This window comes from Psychrobacillus sp. MER TA 171, from assembly GCF_023713305.1.
GTDB lineage: Bacteria > Bacillota > Bacilli > Bacillales_A > Planococcaceae > Psychrobacillus.
This window is the reverse complement of the sequence record NZ_JAMAWN010000002.1, coordinates 58,416-76,316: the sequence shown is the minus strand read 5'-3', so window position 1 is coordinate 76,316 and position 17,901 is coordinate 58,416. Positions and strand designations below refer to the sequence as shown.

At 37.2% G+C, this 17,901-nt stretch carries 16 protein-coding genes; all 16 read left to right on the top strand.

The window, feature by feature from the left end; genetic code table 11:
* The first annotated feature begins 454 nt into the window (after positions 1 to 454).
* The 16 genes from M3627_RS02490 to M3627_RS02415 all read left to right on the top strand — a co-directional run bounded on the left by M3627_RS02490 (position 455) and on the right by M3627_RS02415 (position 17,750).
* The gene (locus M3627_RS02490; protein ID WP_251552877.1) at positions 455 to 1,183 is read left to right on the top strand and encodes a GntR family transcriptional regulator; all 729 of its coding nucleotides are present in this window, start codon (positions 455 to 457) and stop codon (positions 1,181 to 1,183) included.
* Between the two features lie 47 nt (positions 1,184 to 1,230).
* Positions 1,231 to 2,310 carry a BMP family lipoprotein gene (locus tag M3627_RS02485; RefSeq protein WP_251552876.1) on the top strand — a complete coding sequence of 360 codons (1,080 nt, stop codon included), beginning with the start codon at positions 1,231 to 1,233 and terminating at the stop codon, positions 2,308 to 2,310.
* A gap of 133 nt (positions 2,311 to 2,443) precedes the next feature.
* Positions 2,444 to 3,991, top strand: coding sequence for an ABC transporter ATP-binding protein (locus tag M3627_RS02480; RefSeq protein WP_169358647.1), 1,548 nt, complete (start codon positions 2,444 to 2,446; stop codon positions 3,989 to 3,991).
* Positions 3,981 to 5,027 (top strand): ABC transporter permease, encoded by a 1,047-nt coding sequence (locus tag M3627_RS02475; protein ID WP_169358648.1) that lies wholly within the window; start codon positions 3,981 to 3,983, stop codon positions 5,025 to 5,027. The genes M3627_RS02480 and M3627_RS02475 overlap by 11 nt, the downstream gene beginning before the upstream one ends.
* A complete protein-coding gene (locus M3627_RS02470; protein WP_169358649.1) occupies positions 5,028 to 5,987 on the top strand; it encodes an ABC transporter permease in 960 nt (319 codons plus the stop codon).
* A 157-nt stretch (positions 5,988 to 6,144) separates the two neighbouring features.
* Complete coding sequence (gene yfmF, locus M3627_RS02465) at positions 6,145 to 7,422, top strand: EF-P 5-aminopentanol modification-associated protein YfmF (protein WP_251552875.1); 1,278 nt, start codon at positions 6,145 to 6,147, stop codon at positions 7,420 to 7,422.
* Complete coding sequence (gene yfmH / locus M3627_RS02460; protein WP_251552874.1) at positions 7,415 to 8,719, top strand: EF-P 5-aminopentanol modification-associated protein YfmH; 1,305 nt, start codon at positions 7,415 to 7,417, stop codon at positions 8,717 to 8,719. The genes yfmF and yfmH overlap by 8 nt, the downstream gene beginning before the upstream one ends.
* Positions 8,712 to 9,443, top strand: a complete 732-nt coding sequence (gene ymfI / locus M3627_RS02455) for an elongation factor P 5-aminopentanone reductase (RefSeq protein WP_251552873.1) — start codon at positions 8,712 to 8,714, stop codon at positions 9,441 to 9,443. The genes yfmH and ymfI overlap by 8 nt, the downstream gene beginning before the upstream one ends.
* Positions 9,444 to 9,562: 119 nt before the next feature.
* Entirely contained in the window at positions 9,563 to 10,369 is an 807-nt protein-coding gene (locus M3627_RS02450; RefSeq protein ID WP_169358718.1) for a DUF3388 domain-containing protein, read from the top strand.
* Positions 10,370 to 10,386: 17 nt separating this feature from the next.
* On the top strand, positions 10,387 to 11,241 hold the full coding sequence (locus M3627_RS02445) for a helix-turn-helix domain-containing protein (protein ID WP_251552872.1): 855 nt from the start codon (positions 10,387 to 10,389) through the stop codon (positions 11,239 to 11,241).
* Between the two features lie 56 nt (positions 11,242 to 11,297).
* Positions 11,298 to 11,876: a CDP-diacylglycerol--glycerol-3-phosphate 3-phosphatidyltransferase gene (gene pgsA / locus M3627_RS02440; protein WP_169358719.1), complete on the top strand. Its 579-nt coding sequence runs from the start codon at positions 11,298 to 11,300 to the stop codon at positions 11,874 to 11,876.
* Positions 11,877 to 11,891: 15 nt separating this feature from the next.
* The gene (locus tag M3627_RS02435) at positions 11,892 to 13,148 is read left to right on the top strand and encodes a competence/damage-inducible protein A (RefSeq protein WP_251552871.1); all 1,257 of its coding nucleotides are present in this window, start codon (positions 11,892 to 11,894) and stop codon (positions 13,146 to 13,148) included.
* A gap of 172 nt (positions 13,149 to 13,320) precedes the next feature.
* Positions 13,321 to 14,385, top strand: coding sequence for a recombinase RecA (recA, locus tag M3627_RS02430; protein WP_277347068.1), 1,065 nt, complete (start codon positions 13,321 to 13,323; stop codon positions 14,383 to 14,385).
* A 576-nt stretch (positions 14,386 to 14,961) separates the two neighbouring features.
* Positions 14,962 to 16,521, top strand: a complete 1,560-nt coding sequence (rny, locus tag M3627_RS02425; protein ID WP_169358655.1) for a ribonuclease Y — start codon at positions 14,962 to 14,964, stop codon at positions 16,519 to 16,521.
* A gap of 78 nt (positions 16,522 to 16,599) precedes the next feature.
* Positions 16,600 to 17,397, top strand: a complete 798-nt coding sequence (locus M3627_RS02420; protein WP_169358656.1) for a TIGR00282 family metallophosphoesterase — start codon at positions 16,600 to 16,602, stop codon at positions 17,395 to 17,397.
* An 86-nt stretch (positions 17,398 to 17,483) separates the two neighbouring features.
* On the top strand, positions 17,484 to 17,750 hold the full coding sequence (locus tag M3627_RS02415) for a stage V sporulation protein S (RefSeq protein ID WP_169358657.1): 267 nt from the start codon (positions 17,484 to 17,486) through the stop codon (positions 17,748 to 17,750).
* The last annotated feature ends 151 nt before the right edge of the window (positions 17,751 to 17,901 follow it).

Sequence of the window (17,901 nt, the reverse complement as noted above, 5' to 3'; positions counted from 1 at the left end):
AAATAATTTATTTTTCAAGACATTACAAACATGCGTAAGCAAAGCAGAGGGGTTATCGTGCATTCCTGGAAGGTGACTACCAAAAGTTGGTAAATGTAAAATGCTTCTAAGAAAAATTTGATTTTTAAAGATTTAAAACAGTAAGGCTAAATAAAATTTATTACTAAATTTTGAATGTAATTTTTATATATAATTCCTTTTTTTTACTACGATGTGAAGCAATTTAAAACACTGACAAAATTCAGTGTTTTCAAGGGTTTTTATCAATTAGTATCACACATTAAGAGATATATTATGACAAAATGATTACATTTATGTATTAACAACGTAAAAACAAATAAGAATTTCGTAAATAAAGTATTTATTTAAAAGATTAAAAGTGGTATAGTATGTACTGATTAGTAGGAAAGTTTTACATCAGAGGTCTGATCTCTTCATAATGGTGGTGTTTTAAATGACAATAAAAATGGATCAAAGGCATTTATACCTACAAGTAATCGATCGTCTTAAACAAGACATTGAAAAAGGGATTTTCAAAGAAAAGGAGAAATTACCTTCTGAATTTGAATTGGCCAAGCTTCTTGGGGTAAGTAGAGCAACTTTACGAGAAGCTCTGCGAGTGCTAGAAGAAGAAAATATTATCGTAAGAAGACATGGTGTAGGAACCTTTGTTAACTCAAAGCCTGTTTTTACATCAGGGATTGAACAACTCTCAAGTGTTTCGACGATGATTAGAAACGCAGGGATGGATCCTGGTACTATTTACCTTAGTTCAATGGAATCAGAAGCATCTGAAGATGATGCAAAACGATTCCAGTGTGAGGAGGATACGACCGTTGTTACAATGGAGCGGGTCCGAACTGCAGATGGTGAACCAGTGGTATATTGTATCGATAAAGTTCCACAATATTATTTACCGGCAGATTTTCTTATAAGAAAAGAAGGCTCTATTTTTACAGCATTGGAGGAATCAGGTGATATAAGGATTTCGCATGCGGTTACCTTCATTGATCCAGTGGGATATCATGAAGTAGCTTCACCAACCTTAAATTGTGATCCAGAGACTTCATTGCTGATTTTAAAACAATTGCATTATGATGAGAATGATCGTGTAGTTTTATATTCGAAAAATTATTTTCGAGCAGACAAATTTAGCTTTCATGTAGTTCGGAAAAGGGTGTAAAAAAGTAGTTCCTGCTAAGAAGAAGAAAAATAATGGGGGTTTTCAAGTTGACGAAACGTAAATTTGGTTTAGGCTTATCACTTGTTTTAGCTGCTGGTACTATTCTTGGAGCATGTGGTTCTAAAGATGAGGAAACAAAAAAAGACGAAGGTTCTAATGCTGGTACTGGAACTGAAGAAACAGCAGACATATCAATCGCAATGGTTACAGACGTCGGTGGAGTAGATGATAAATCATTCAACCAATTAGCTTGGGAAGGTATTGAAGCATTCGGTAAAGAGCATGGTCTTAAAAAAGGCGATGGCGGTTACGATTATTTACAATCACAATCAGATGCAGATTATATCAACAATATTACTAACTTAGTTCGTCGTGACTTCGACATAGTTTATGGTATTGGTTTCTTGATGGAAAAGCCTATCACTACAATTGCTGAACAGCAAAAAGATGCTCAATTAGCAATTATTGATGCAGTAGTTGATGCTCCAAACGTTGCTTCTGTAATGTTTAAAGAACAAGAAGGTTCTTACCTTGCTGGAGTAGCAGCAGCATTAATGTCTGAATCAAAACAAATTGGTTTTGTTGGTGGAATGGAAATTCCTGTTATTGAACGCTTTGAAGCAGGTTTCCTTGCAGGAGTTAAAGCAGTTGATGACACTATTGAAGTAGATGTTCAGTATACTGGTAAATTTGACGATGCAGCTCTTGGTAAAACAACAGCAAATCGTATGTACTCTTCAGGCGTAGACATTATTTTCCACGCAGCTGGTGGAACTGGTAATGGTGTTTTTGCAGAAGCTAAAGAACGTAAAACAAAAGATAAAGATGCTAACGTATGGGTTATTGGAGTTGACTCTGACCAATACGAAGAAGGAGCAGTTGGCGACACTAATGTAACGCTTACTTCTATGCAAAAACGTGTTGATGTAGCAGTACAAAACATTGCAAAAGAAACAATGGAAGGGAAATTCCCAGGTGGTAAAACGGTTACTTACGGTTTAGCAGAAGAAGGTGTTCAGCTTGCTGATTCACGTGGAGCTATTCCTGAGGATGTTTTAGCGAAAATTGAAGAATATTCTAAAAAAATCGCTTCTGGTGAAATCGTAGTTCCTGAAACTGTAGAATAATTTGACTTAACATCATAAAGGCCGACTTGCTCGGTCTTTATGATATTTTAAATTAATGGACGAAAGATTTTAAATATTTAAAGTCTTTCCTGTATTAATTTAGTACTAGTATTCAAGTAGGGAGTGAAATTCATTGGATTATGTAATAGAAATGCTAGGCATTCGGAAAGAGTTTGGAACTTTCGTAGCAAATGATAATATAACCCTTCAATTGAAAAAGGGAGAAATACATGCTCTTTTAGGAGAGAATGGAGCAGGAAAGTCCACTCTCATGAACGTATTATTCGGTCTGTATCAACCAGAAGCAGGCGACATAAAAGTAAGAGGTAAGTCTGTGAAAATTACGGACCCAAACGTTGCCAATGACCTGGGAATTGGAATGGTTCATCAGCATTTCATGCTAGTGGAAAACTTTACAGTTACGGAAAATATTATTTTAGGTAACGAACCAACTAATGGCGGTGTCGTAAATATTAAGGATGCTGCACGTAAAATAGAGCAACTGTCAGAAACTTACGGATTAAATGTAGACCCTTATGCAAAAATAGAGGACATTTCCGTAGGAATGCAACAGCGGGTAGAAATTTTGAAAACGCTTTATCGTGGTGCTGAAATACTAATTTTTGATGAACCGACAGCCTCTTTAACTCCTCAAGAGATTAATGAGCTTATTCAAATTATGAAGCGTCTTATTAAAGAAGGTAAATCTATCATTTTAATAACGCACAAACTTAAAGAAATTATGGATGTGTCGGATAGAGTCACGGTTATTCGTAAAGGTAAAGGAATTGGTACTGTTATAACAGCAGAAACAAATCCAAACGAATTGGCATCGCTTATGGTTGGACGTCAGGTTGAATTTAAAACAGTTAAGGGCGAAGCTAAACCTAAGGAAGAAGCATTGATCATTAAAGACTTAATAGTGACAGACTATAGAGGTATTGAAAAGGTTAAAGGGTTAAACTTAACTGTTCGCAAAGGTGAAATTCTCGGTTTAGCAGGGATTGACGGAAATGGTCAAAGCGAGCTAATTGAGGCAATTACTGGTCTTCGTAAGTCTAAGAGTGGATCTATAAATCTAAATGGAATAGATATTACAAACAAAAAACCTCGTAAAGTGACAGAGGCGGGAGTTGGACATATTCCACAGGATAGACATAGACATGGTTTAGTTTTAGATTTTCCAATTGGTCACAATATTGCTCTTCAAACCTATTATTTAGAGCCTATCTCTAAAAGAGGAATTATAAATTACAAAAAAGTATCTAACTTAGCGCAAAAAATTATTAAAGAATATGATGTACGTACACAAGGTGAGCATACATTGGCTCGAGCATTATCAGGAGGTAACCAACAGAAGGCCATTATCGGTCGTGAGGTTATACGTGACCCTGAATTGTTGATCGCGGCGCTTCCTACTCGTGGTTTAGATGTAGGGGCAATCGAATTTATTCATCAGCGTTTAATAGAACAAAGAGACAAAGGGAAAGCTGTTTTACTTCTGTCGTTTGAACTTGATGAAGTTATGAACGTATCGGATCGAATTGCTGTTATATATGATGGACAAATTGTTGATTCTCTTTTACCTAAAGAAACGACAGAGCAAGAGCTTGGTCTATTAATGGCAGGACAAACAAGAGAAAAAGATAAGAAGCAGGGGGATGTAGAGCATGTCGAATAGAGTAGTAAATATACTTGTCCCTGTTATTTCCGTAATACTAGGGTTAATCGTGGGTGCGATTGTCATGCTAATAAGCGGATACGATCCTATCTTGGGATACGCTGCGCTATGGGAAGGTATATTTGGAGATGCCTATAGAATGGGTGAAACTGTACGTCAAATAACACCATACCTATTATCAGGGCTTGCGGTGGCGTTTGCTTTCCGCACTGGGCTGTTTAACATTGGAGTGGAGGGGCAATTACTTGTAGGCTGGTTTGCAGCGGCTTACGTCGGTATTGCATTTGATCTGCCAATGTACATACATCTACCACTAGCAATACTTGCTGCAGCCGTTGCAGGAGGATTGTGGGCTTTCCTACCAGGATTATTAAAAGCAAAACTTCAGGTGCATGAAGTAATAGTAACGATCATGATGAACTACATTGCACTTCATACAACGAATGCGCTTATTAAAATCGTTGCTGATGGTGGCGACAGTACGGAATCTATTAAACCAACCGCTTCACTGACGTCTGCTTTCTTCCAAAGCATGACAGACTATTCTCGTTTACATTATGGAATATTTATTGCGTTAGCAATGGTTTTATTAATGTGGTTCATTTTAGAGAAAACAACTACTGGATATGAATTGAAGTCAGTAGGATTTAACAAGCATGCTTCAGAGTATGCTGGTATGAATGTCTCTAAGAATATCATCTTATCTATGGTTATCTCAGGTGCTTTTGCCGGTCTAGCTGGTGCTATGGAGGCATTAGGTACATTTGGTTACGCAAGTTCTAAAGGTGCCTTCACAGGTATCGGGTTTGATGGAATCGCCGTGGCTTTACTGGGGGCGAATACACCTCTAGGAGTAATTTTTGGTGCTACACTATTTGGATCTCTAAAATATGGAGCAACTAATATGCCTAACGCTGCAGGAGTTCCGATAGAAATTGTATCGATTGTTATTGCGATTATTATTTTCTTCGTTGCCTGTGGATATGTCATTCGCTATTTCCTTGAAAAGATTAGTAAGAAAAAGGAGGCGAATTAAATGAGCTTTTTAGATGTATTATATTTCATCGTTCCATCAGCAATTTTCTATGCAGCCCCTTTAGTTTTCACTGCTATAGGTGGAGTTTTCTCTGAAAGATCTGGTGTAATTAATATTGGTCTAGAAGGTATGATGGTTATGGGTGCCTTTATTTCCATCATTTTTAACCTGACTTTCGTTAGTACGTTTGGCGCTATGACACCATGGGTTGCAGTTATTGCAGCCATGATTGTTTCAGGTATATTTGCTTTGCTACATGCGGTAGCATCTGTATCGTTTAGAGCAGACCAAACCATTTCTGGGGTAGCGATTAATATGTTAGGTGTCGCTATTGCATTGTTCACAGTAAAAATGATCTATGACAAAGGACAAACAGATTATATTCAAGAACGTTTTATACGCTTTGATATTCCTGGTTTAAGTGAAATACCAATCATCGGACCAATGTTATTTAAGGATGTCTACTCTACTTCTATTTTAGCTGTTGCAGTAGCTATTCTAGCATGGTTTGTTATTTACAAAACTCCATTTGGTCTTCGCCTTCGTGCAGTAGGTGAGCATCCTATGGCAGCAGATACAATGGGAGTTAATGTAAAGAAAATGCGATACATTGCAGTAATTATTTCTGGTATGCTGGCTGGTATTGGTGGAGCTGTATATGCTCAATCGATTTCAGGAGAGTTCAGTCACACTACAATTAATGGACAAGGATTTATGGCTCTTGCAGCCATGATTTTTGGTAAATGGCATCCGCTAGGAGCACTTGGAGCAGCACTTTTCTTCGGATTTGCGCAAGCTTTAAGTATCGTTGGTGGACAAATACCATACATTGATCAGATTCCAAGCTATTACTTGCACATTTTACCATATGCATTAACTATTCTTGCAGTAGCAGGATTTATAGGGAAAGCAAATGCTCCTAAAGCGAGCGGTATTCCTTATATTAAAGGAAAAAGATAAATTTTTGCTTAGAATTTACCAATTAATAATAAAAAATATAGCGATTAAAAAGGGACCAATTAAGTTTGGTCCCTTTTGTTTGTATTGATATAATTAGAAGATGTATAGTGAAAAGGTATATGAGTAACACTAGAAAGAAAAAGGGGGAATTCTTTTCATGTTTCAACATTTTGAATTAGCCAAAGGTGTCCAGCTTTATATAAGACCTACAGAACAATTTAAAACCATTAATATTTCATTTAAATGGAAGCAGCCATTAACTGTAGAGTCTGCTGCAGTAAGAGCGGTACTTTCCAATGTACAGCAATATAGCAATGCCAAATATCCAACATATGCATCTTTTAGAAAACGTTTAGATGAATTATTCGGAGCGGTATTATATTTTGACACATCTAAAAAGGGTTTAAATCATATTTTTTCTTTAAATGCCGAAACTGTTAACGATGCTTATCTGTCTAATGAAACTGTGGTAGATGAAGTACTTTCATTATTACAAACAGTGCTTTTCCAACCTAACTTAGAAAATGGAAAATTTGTTGAGTCGGTTGTGAAGCGAGAAAAAGAACAAGTGATAGAACGTATTCAGTCTATGTACGATGATAAAACTCGTTATGCACAGCAACGATTATTAGAAAATATTTTACCCGATCATCCTGCTTCTATTAGCGCTAATGGTACGGTGGAAACAGTGAAGGCAGTAACAAACGAACAGTTATTAGAAATGCATCAAAACCTGCTTACAAAAGAACCATTATCTATCTATATTGTAGGTGATGTAGATGTAGATGAAATGAAAGCTAAAATTAGTGAATTTTTCCCGTTTGAAGCTCGTTCTGCAGACATTCCAAAAGAAACAGAAAGTGCTGTTTCAACAAACGACAACGAGTTTTTACATGAAAAACAGGACATGAAGCAAGGGAAATTACATATCTCTTATCGAACTCCAGTCACGTTTTACTCTAATGAATTCCCAATTATGCAAATTACTAATGGTATTCTTGGTGGCTTTGCCCATTCCAAGATTTTCATGAATGTTCGTGAAAAAGAAAGTATGGCATACTATGCCTCAAGTAGCTTTTCCTCCCTTTATGGTCGCATTTTTGTATTTGCGGGAATTGATGCCAACCTACAGGAAAAAGCTGTTGCATTAATAGACGAACAGCTAAAGGAAATGCAAGAAGGAAATATATCTGATTTAGAGATCAATCAGACAAAATCCATGCTTAAAAACCAGCTTAAGGAATCTTTGGATTCTGCTAGAGGACAAATAGAAATTTACGATCAATATAAAGAACTCGATGAATCCTTTACAGTGAAAAACTGGACCGCTAAATGGGAAGATGTCACGAAGGAGCAAATTCAAGAAATGGCTTCAAATATCGAAAAGGAATTTGTCTATTTCTTATCTGGTAAGGACGGTGCAGACAATGAATGAAACTTACTTTGAACAGCTAGAAGAAACACTATATCACGAAGAACTTTCCAATGGATTAAATGTCTATATTTTGCCTAAAAAAGGCTTTTCCAAAACATATGTAACCTTTACTACAAAATACGGTTCTATTGACCGAGAATTTATTCCTCTAGGTAAAAAAGAGCCTGTTACAGTACCAGACGGGATCGCCCATTTTCTAGAGCATAAAATGTTTGAAAAGGAAGAAGGAGATGTTTTCCAGAAGTTCAGTGAAAATGGGGCTTCTGCCAATGCATTCACGTCATTTACAAGAACTTCTTATTTATTCTCCTCAACAGATAATATATTAGAAAACACTAATACTCTTCTTAATTTTGTACAGGAGCCATATTTCACAGAACAAACTGTTGAAAAGGAAAAGGGTATTATTGGGCAAGAAATTACCATGTATGACGACCAGCCGGACTGGAGGTTATACTTTGGTACGATTGAAAATATGTACAAAGAACATCCAGTGAAAATTGATATCGCGGGCACAATAGAGTCTATTAGTCATATTACAGCTGAGCATCTTTACGAATGCTATAACACGTTTTACCACCCTTCGAATATGGTGTTGTTCGTTGTTGGGGCAGTAAATCCTAAAGAAATGATGGACTTTGTAAAAGAAAATCAGGCTAAAAAAGAATTTAAGGCTCCAGAGGAAATTGTTCGTTTTTACCCAGAAGAGCAGCCACAAGTAGATAAAAAAGAACGAACATTAAAAATGGACGTTCAAAAGTCTAAGCTTTTATATGGCATTAAATCGAACAATGTTAATATTACCGGTGAAGAAATGTTAAATTATGAGTTGGCTATGCAAGTGGCTGTTGAACTGATATTCGGTAGAACATCCTCGTTTTTCCAAGAGGTCTATGAAAAAGGGTTGATCGATGAATCCTATAGTGCAGACTTCTCTATGGAAGAAGGCTACGGTTTTGCGATGATAGGCTCCGATACAGGGAATCCAGAAGAGCTTGGTCAGAAGATCAAAGAAACTATCACTAAATTTGCAACAAATTGGACATTAGAAGAAGAGGACATGAAACGAATTACTAGAAAGAAAATTGGTCATTTCTTACGTTCTTTAAATTCAATTGAATATATTGCAAACCAATTTACTCGTTATAAGTTTAACGATATGAATTTATTTGATGTAGTACCAGCCTTAGAGAACTTAGGTGTGGAACAAGTCAAGAAGGCATTTGAAGCCTTTAAGGATGAGAATACACATACTGTATTTAAGATTATTCCTTCGAAGGAAACAGATAATGGCTAAAAAGTTTGCTCTAGTGGTAGGTGCGTCTGGAGAAATAGGGATTGCTACTAGCCTAAGTATGGCGGAGGCTGGATGGTCCCTGTACCTTCATTTTGCGAGTAACAAAGAAAAAGTGGATGAACTTATAGTTGCCCTCGATCTTGCCTATCCAGAACAGGAATTTATACCTATTCAAGCAGACCTATTAGATACAAGTGCAATTGAAGTCATTGTGAATTCTATTTACTCTCTTCAATCGATAGTCTTTGCCCAAGGCCAAAGTCTTTATAAAGGTATAGAAGAGACCTCTCTGGAAGAAATACGACATCTCTTTCAAGTACATGTAGAGCATCCAATGTTTTTAGCGGGAAGATTAGCGTCTAAGCTACGTAAGCATGAGCATAGCTCTATTATCTTTATTGGCTCTATATGGGGAGAAACAGGTGCTTCCTATGAGGCAGCCTATTCTGCTGCTAAAGGGGCTCAGCATGCGTTTGTGAAAGCCTATGCGAAAGAGGTTGCCATGCAAAAGACAAACGTTAATGTCGTCGCGCCAGGTTTTATCGATACAAAAATGAACGCTCATTTAGATGATGAATCTCGAGAGTTTATATTAGAAGAGATTCCTGCAGGTATATTTGGCAAACCACAGGATGTAGCCAATGTGGTTGTTTTTTTAGCAAGTGAGCATGCATATTATATTACTGGTCAGGTCATTCGAGTTAATGGTGGTTGGTATATTTAGGAAAAGAAAAGGGGGAAGTTAACTCTCTTTTCTTTTTCCCTTTTATTCGGTTATAAAATCATATATGATAGAACTATTAATGCATTGAGAACGTCATTCTATAAAGGGAGGAATACATGATGGCAAGTGAATGGTTTTTTGAATACGAAATTCAAGTAAATCGTCCTGGACTTTTAGGAGACATTTCTTCTCTATTGGGTATGCTGCGAGTAAATATAGTCACTATTAATGGAGTAGATGAGGGTAGACGTGGTATGCTCATTAAAGCTGAAAAAAAAGAAAATATTGAACGCTTTGAACATATCATTTCCACAATGGAAACAATTCATTTAACTAAGTTTCGTGAGCCGAAGCTAAGAGATCGTTTAGCTGTGCGTCACGGAAGATACATACAAAGAGATGCTGATGACAGAAAGACTTTTCGATTCGTAAGAGATGAGCTTGGTCTACTAGTAGATTTCATGGCTGAGATCTTTAAACAGGAAGGACATAAGCTAATCGGTATCAGAGGTATGCCTAGAGTAGGGAAAACAGAATCTGTAGTTGCCGCAAGTGTTTGTGCGAACAAAAAGTGGATTTTCCTTTCTTCCACAATGATTAAGCAAACGATTAGAAATCAACTCGCTGGGGATGAATTCAGCGATCGCAATATCTTTATTCTGGATGGAATTGTTACAAGAAAGTCAAATGATGAAAAGCATCTACAACTTGTTAGGGAAATGATGAGAATGCCTACTATTAAAGTAGTGGAGCACCCAGATATGTTCATCAAGCATTCCGAATATTCTATAGAGGATTTTGACTATATAATTGAGCTTCGTCATAGTCCAGAGGAAGAAATAACGTACGAAATGATGGAAAAAAATCATGCGATGACCGACAAAGGCATGGGTGGATTTGGCGGATTCGGTGAATTTAATTTTTAACGAAGTAGGTGTTTTAATTGACTGAACTTGGTACTCGTTTAAAAGAAGCGAGAACAGCAAAAGGATATAGTATCGAGGATTTGCAAGAAATAACAAAAATCCAAAAAAGGTATTTAGCTAACATTGAGGAAGGGAATTATTCTACAATTCCTGGTGCTTTTTATGTGCGAGCTTTTATCAAGCAATACGCAGAGGCAGTTGGCTTAAATGGGGATGAGCTTTTAGAGACATACAAATCAGAGCTTCCAAGTCCTACAAATGAGGATGTTGCAAAAACTATCCCTGCAACACCGTCTAGAAGAACTTTGGGTGGCCGAGCATCGAACAGATTTATGGAAATTATGCCGATGATTATAGTGGCATTGTTTGTTGTGGCGATAATTGTGATTGTATGGACACTTAGACAGAACTCTCCAGAGACGGAAGAGTCACCTGCAGTAGAAACAGAAGAACCAGTGACAATGGATATCACACCTCCACCTTCGGATCAAACAGCTACAGATAATGAAGAAGAGGAAGAGGCTGTGGAAGAAGAAATTGAGGAAGAACCCGTGCCTAAACTAGCTTTCACGTTAGAGGGGACTCAAGGGGAAACTTCAACATATACTGTATCTGGTGCAGAAACTTATCAGCTAAAGTTAATGGCTAGCAGCGACAAGACATGGTTAAACTTAAAAGACCAAGCAAACAAAACTTTATATGATAGCTGGGTTAACACTGGAACGCCATATGAGCTAGATGTAACTACAACGGATCAAATTCGCGTGAGAGTGGGTAACGTTCCAGTTACGCAAGTCTTTATTAATGATGAGCTAGTGGAATTCCCAACAGATAAGAGTCCTCAAAATTTAGTTATAAAATTCAGCAAATAGTCATCGATTAGATGGCTATTTTGTTTGAAATATGAAAGGAGTATTTTTTGATGAAAATGAATATACCAAACCAAATTTCTATGTTCCGCATATTTTTGATTCCAGTATTTATGATTTTTATGCTAATTGATTTTAACTGGGGGGAAGCTAGTTTTTTAGGCGCAACTATTCCAGTAAATCACCTAATTGGAGCTATTATTTTTATTATCGCCTCTATTACTGATTTTATCGATGGTTATTATGCTCGTAAATATAATTTAGTAACCAATATGGGTAAGTTTTTAGATCCTCTAGCGGACAAATTGCTAGTTTCAGCAGCATTAATTATATTAGTGCAGTTTGGAGTTGCACCAGCGTGGGTAGTTATATTAATTATCAGCCGTGAATTTGCAGTGACTGGTTTACGCTTAATATTAGCGAATACAGGAGAGGTAGTTGCAGCAAACCAACTCGGTAAAATAAAAATGTGGACACAAATTATCGCGATTTCATCATTACTTTTAGGAAATGTATTTTTTGAAATGTTCAATTTCCCATTTGATATGATCATGCTATACGTTTGTCTATTCTTTACTTTATGGTCGGGATTTGATTATTTCTATTTGAATCGCAAAGTGTTACTTGACTCAAAATAGGAAGGAAGTTTTGGGATGAAAGCAGAGATTATTGCGGTAGGATCAGAATTATTGTTAGGGCAAATTTCCAATACGAACGCAAGATATATATCCTCCCAGCTGGCAGAATTAGGGATCGATGTGTATTACCACACAGTAGTTGGAGACAATCCTAATCGTTTGTTAGAAGCCATAAAAATCGCAGAAAATCGAGCTGACCTCATTATTTTTTCAGGAGGTTTAGGACCTACTAAAGACGATCTTACAAAAGAAACAATTTCTAAACACCTTAACAAAAATCTTGTATTAGATGATCATGCAATCATTTATATAGAGGATTTCTTTAAAAGAGCTGGAAAAGTAATGACGGAGAACAATAAAAAACAAGCATTAGTTTTAGAAGGCTGTACTGTCCTTGAAAACAAGCATGGGATGGCTCCGGGGATGCTGCTTTCCACAGAGAAACATACATATATGTTATTGCCTGGCCCTCCAAAAGAATTAGAGCCGATGTTCCAATTTGAGGCTAAGCCGCTGTTACCTAAACTGCTTTACAAAGAAAATGTAATTATGTCCCATGTCATTCGCTTTTATGGTATTGGCGAAGCAGAGTTGGAGAATGAGGTCCAGGATTTATTGGACAATCAAACAAATCCGACCCTTGCGCCGCTAGCTTCTGACGGCGAGGTAACCTTACGACTTACTGCGAAAGCAGATACGGAGGAAGAAGCTTGGAAAAGGATTGAAAAGCTACAAGCTGAAATCTTAAACCGCGTGGGCAAATATGTGTATGGATATAATAACGAATCGTTAGCCTCCAAGCTTAGAGATATACTAATTGACAATGAGCTAACAATTTCTGCTGCAGAAAGTATGACTGCTGGACTTTTTCAATCGGAGTTGGCTGCAGTCCCAGGAATGGGCGTAGCACTTGTAGGTGGCATTATCACCTATACAGAAGAAGTGAAAATCAATCAGCTTGGTGTTAAGAGAGAAACGATTGATGAACATAGCGTCGTTTCTAGTCAGGTTGCAGAAGAAATGGCTAGTCGAGTCAAAGAAAAGTTTGAAACAACGATAGGTGTAGGTATTACTGGAGCAGCTGGGCCAGATGGACACGGAGATCAACCGGCAGGAACGGTGTGGATTGGAATAGCGTATGGAGACGTCGCTCCAATTTCTTATAAATTGAATCTATCCGGTATGAGAAACACAAATCGTTTAAGAACAGTTAAGTTTACTATTCATTATTTGATTCGTCTTTTAAGAGAAGAAGGATTATCGAAAATTTAATTTTAACAAAGGAAAACGGCTCAAATTATCATTTTGTGCTGTTTTTTCCTATCAAAATCTAATAGTGTTAAAAAATAAACGAATAGATGTTCGCTTTTTTCTTGTAAATTTCTCAAAGACCGAGTATACTAAAGATAGTAAAAAAAATGATAGTTTCTAGGAGGAAATACATTTGGCTAATGATCGTAAAGCAGCGTTAGAAATGGCTTTAAAACAAATAGAGAAACAATTTGGTAAAGGTTCCGTAATGAAATTAGGAGAGAAAACAGACCGTGAAATCTCTACCTCTTCAAGTGGTTCCCTAGCTCTTGATGCAGCACTTGGAATAGGCGGATATCCAAGAGGTCGTATTATTGAAATTTATGGCCCAGAGAGCTCAGGTAAAACAACTGTAGCGCTTCACGCTATTGCAGAAATACAAAAAACAGGTGGGCAAGCGGCATTTATTGATGCAGAGCATGCGTTGGATCCTGTATATGCACAAAAACTAGGCGTTAACATAGATGAATTATTATTATCTCAACCCGACACTGGAGAGCAAGCCCTTGAAATCGCAGAAGCTCTAGTCCGCAGTGGTGCGGTTGAAATCATTGTTATCGACTCTGTTGCAGCATTAGTACCAAAAGCAGAGATAGAAGGAGAAATGGGAGACTCTCATATTGGTCTTCAAGCTCGCTTAATGTCTCAAGCATTACGTAAGCTATCAGGAGTTATTAACAAATCTAACACTATAGCAATCTTTATTAACCAGATTCGTGAAAAGGTTGGAGTAATGTTTGGTAACCCGGAGGTAACGCCTGGTGGTCGCGCACTTAAATTCTACAGCTCTGTCCGCTTAGAAGTAAGACGTGCTGAAGCTATTAAACAAGGTACAGACATTATGGGTAACAAAACGAAAATTAAAGTAGTAAAAAACAAAGTTGCTCCACCATTTAAAACTGCAGAAGTAGATATTATGTACGGAGAAGGAATCTCTCAAGAAGGAGAAATCGTTGATATAGGTTCTGAATACGATATTATCCAAAAAAGTGGTTCTTGGTATGCTTACAATGAAGAACGTATTGGCCAAGGGCGAGAAAACGCTAAGCAATTCTTGAAAGAAAACCCTGCTATTAAAGAAGAAGTGGCATTAAAAATACGTCAATCTCTAGGTATGTCTGCTGGTGCACTTGTTATTGCAGCGCATGAGCCAGAGGACGAAGATGGCGAGTTCGAGCTACTTTTAGAAGATGAATAATAGGTAAAGTTAAAAAGATATCAAGAGACTCTCTCTTGGTATCTTTTTTTAAAATCTATTTCTAATATTTTTTGTAGTTTAAACTTATCACAAAGTCCATTTTACTTGAACTTTAGTAGTTGTGAATGATCTAAATTCAAAATTAGAAGCTTTACCTATTAAAAGCGTTCGTTGAAACGACAGGCAATGAATCTAGTCGGTTGAATGAACATTGATCATTCTTCAGAAAAGGACAACCAGAGCTGAAACTAATTATAATTCTCTTTGCTGAGCAGATAAATATCATGATTTTTTTATTGATTGTTCCTTGTGGTTTTACATAATAAAAGAAAATATGAAATTGTTTCAAATAGGAATTATGAAATCATATTATTTAGGCAATACCTAAAGTAATAGATATCCTCTCTCTAAAACTAATAATATTCTTCCGTTTCCTTGACAGAGTATTTCTACATCTATACAATTAAAATTGTATAATTTCTTTATTAAATGACTAAAAAGCAGTACAAATATGCATTCAATTAGCATATATGTGCCGACTGAAACTTAAAAGTATAGCAAGAGGGGGTGTTCGAAATGACATGGGAAATTATCATCTCCGCTTTGCTTGGTCTTATTATCGGTGGCGCTGTTGGTTACGGTTATCTGAAAAAAGTGAATGATTCAAAAGTGACTGGTGCAAAACAATCTTCTGTACTCATTATAGAGGAAGCAAAGCGAGAGGCAGAAGCATTAAAGAAAGAAGCACTTTTAGAGGCCAAAGATGAAACTCACCAATTACGAAATGAAGCTGAATCTGACATCCGAGAACGCCGCATGGAACTGCAAAAACAGGAAAATCGGTTATTACAAAGAGAAGAGAATCTAGATCGTAAAGATGATGCTCTAAACAAGAGAGAAGTAAGTCTTGAGCGTAAAGAAGATGCTCTAACACAAAGACAACAGCATATCGAACAAAAGGAAAGTAAAGTGGATGAACTAGTTGAAGAGCAACAAACAGAGCTACAACGTATTTCTACTCTTACTCGTGAAGAAGCAAAAACTATCATTCTTCAAGAGGTAGAAAATGAATTGGCTACTGATATTGCTGTAATGACTAAAGAATCTGAAACAAGAGCCAAAGAAGAAGCTGACAAGAAATCGAGAGAAATACTTTCACTTGCTTTACAAAGGTTTGCAGCAGATCACGTTGCGGAAACTACCGTTTCAGTTGTAAACTTACCGAATGACGAGATGAAAGGACGAATTATCGGACGTGAAGGACGAAACATTCGTACACTCGAAACATTGACTGGTATCGATCTTATCATTGACGACACACCAGAGGCTGTAATTCTTTCCGGGTTCGATCCGATTAGAAGAGAGACTGCTCGATTAGCCCTTGAAAAATTAGTGCAAGATGGACGTATCCATCCTGCTCGAATTGAAGAAATGGTAGAGAAGTCTAGAAGAGAAGTAGATGAACAAATTCGCGAAATTGGCGAACAAACTACTTTTGATATAGGTGTTCATAACCTACATCCAGATTTGATGAAGATTTTAGGCCGTTTAAGATACCGTACAAGTTATGGTCAAAACGTATTAAAACATTCTACTGAAGTTGCCTATTTAGCTGGTCTCTTAGCTGCAGAGCTTGGAGAAGACGTAACACTTGCTAGACGTGCAGGCTTATTACACGACATCGGAAAAGCAATTGACCATGAAGTGGAAGGAAGTCACGTTGAAATAGGTGTAGAACTTGCAAGAAAGTATAAAGAACATCCGGTAGTAATTAATAGTATTGCTTCCCATCACGGAGATACAGAAGCTACTTCTGTCATTGCCGTATTAGTAGCAGCAGCAGATGCTTTATCTGCAGCTAGACCTGGTGCAAGAAGTGAAACATTAGAAAATTACATTCGCCGCCTTGAAAAACTAGAGGAAATTTCAGAATCCTATGAAGGTGTTGAAAAATCCTTTGCTATTCAAGCGGGTAGAGAAATCCGCATTATGGTTCGTCCTGATCAAATTGATGACATTACAGCTCATCGCTTGGCAAGAGATATCCGTAAGCGAATTGAAGAAGAGCTCGATTATCCTGGTCACATAAAAGTAACTGTAATCAGAGAAACTAGAGCCGTAGAATACGCAAAATAAAGTAAAAGCAATCATAACATTGAAAACAAAAGGCTTCGAAATGAAGCCTTTTTTTCGTGAAAGGACGTTATTGTAAAAATGAAAATACTATTTATCGGTGATATTGTAGGATCAATTGGTAGAGATACGTTGGAAAGCTACTTACCAAGACTAAAAAGAAAATATATGCCAGATGTTGTAATTGCCAATGGGGAGAATGCAGCTGCTGGTAGAGGCATTACGAAAACTATATTTAACTCTCTTTTACATATGGGAGTAGACGTAGTGACGATGGGAAACCATACATGGGATCAAAAAGAAATTATGGACTTCATCGATGATACAGATTATTTAATTCGTCCTGCCAATTTTTCAGAAGACGCTCCGGGTAAAGGAATGACCTCTGTAACGAAAAACGGCCACACTATTTCTGTCATCAATATGCATGGTAGAACATTCTTACCGCCACACGATGATCCATTTAAAATGGCAACTGAAATGGTTGAAGAAGCTAAGCAGCTATCCCCAATTGTATTTGTAGACTTTCATGCAGAAGCGACAAGTGAAAAAATTGCCTTTGGATGGCATTTAGACGGCAAGGCCTCTGTTGTAGTGGGCACTCATACGCATGTACAAACAGCGGATTCTCGCATTCTTCCTGGCGGCACTGCTTATATTACAGATGTTGGGATGACAGGCCCTTATGACGAAGTATTAGGGATGAAAAAAGAGGACGTACTATACCGTTTCCAAACAAATATGCCAACTCGCTTTGAAGTACCGAAGAGCGGTCGTTCTGTGCTAAGTGGATTTTTCGTAGAGGTGGATAACCAAACTGGTAAAGCGACACATCAAGAGAGAATATATATTAACGAAGATTATCCATTTGAAGCATAAAAAAGTCTAAAAAATTTCTTCCGAGCATAAGTTAGTTTATGAACGAAAGCAAGTTCATAAATATAGCGATAAAAGGAGAAATGATAGTGGATTCTTTAAAAGTATCTTCTCGTTCAAACCCCAATTCAGTTGCTGGTGCATTAGTTGCAGTTATAAGAGAACAAGGTTACGCAGAAATGCAGGCAGTAGGCGCAGGAGCATTAAACCAAGCTATAAAAGCTATTGCTATTGCAAGAGGATTTGTTGCTCCTAGTGGAACAGACCTAACTTGCTCACCGGCGTTCACAGATATTATTATTTCTGGTGAAGATCGAACTGCTTTGAAATTATTGGTAGAAAAGAAATCAAAATAATATATAGCAGCAAGACTTTCTTCACAAAAGGCTTGGTACTCTATATAAAGTTTCACAAAAAGCCGCTACTGTCTTTAGTAGCGGCTTATAATTTGCGTTTCCATACTTTTTTGAATAAATCGTGACGGAGGGGTTCCGTCAAAGGTCTGAA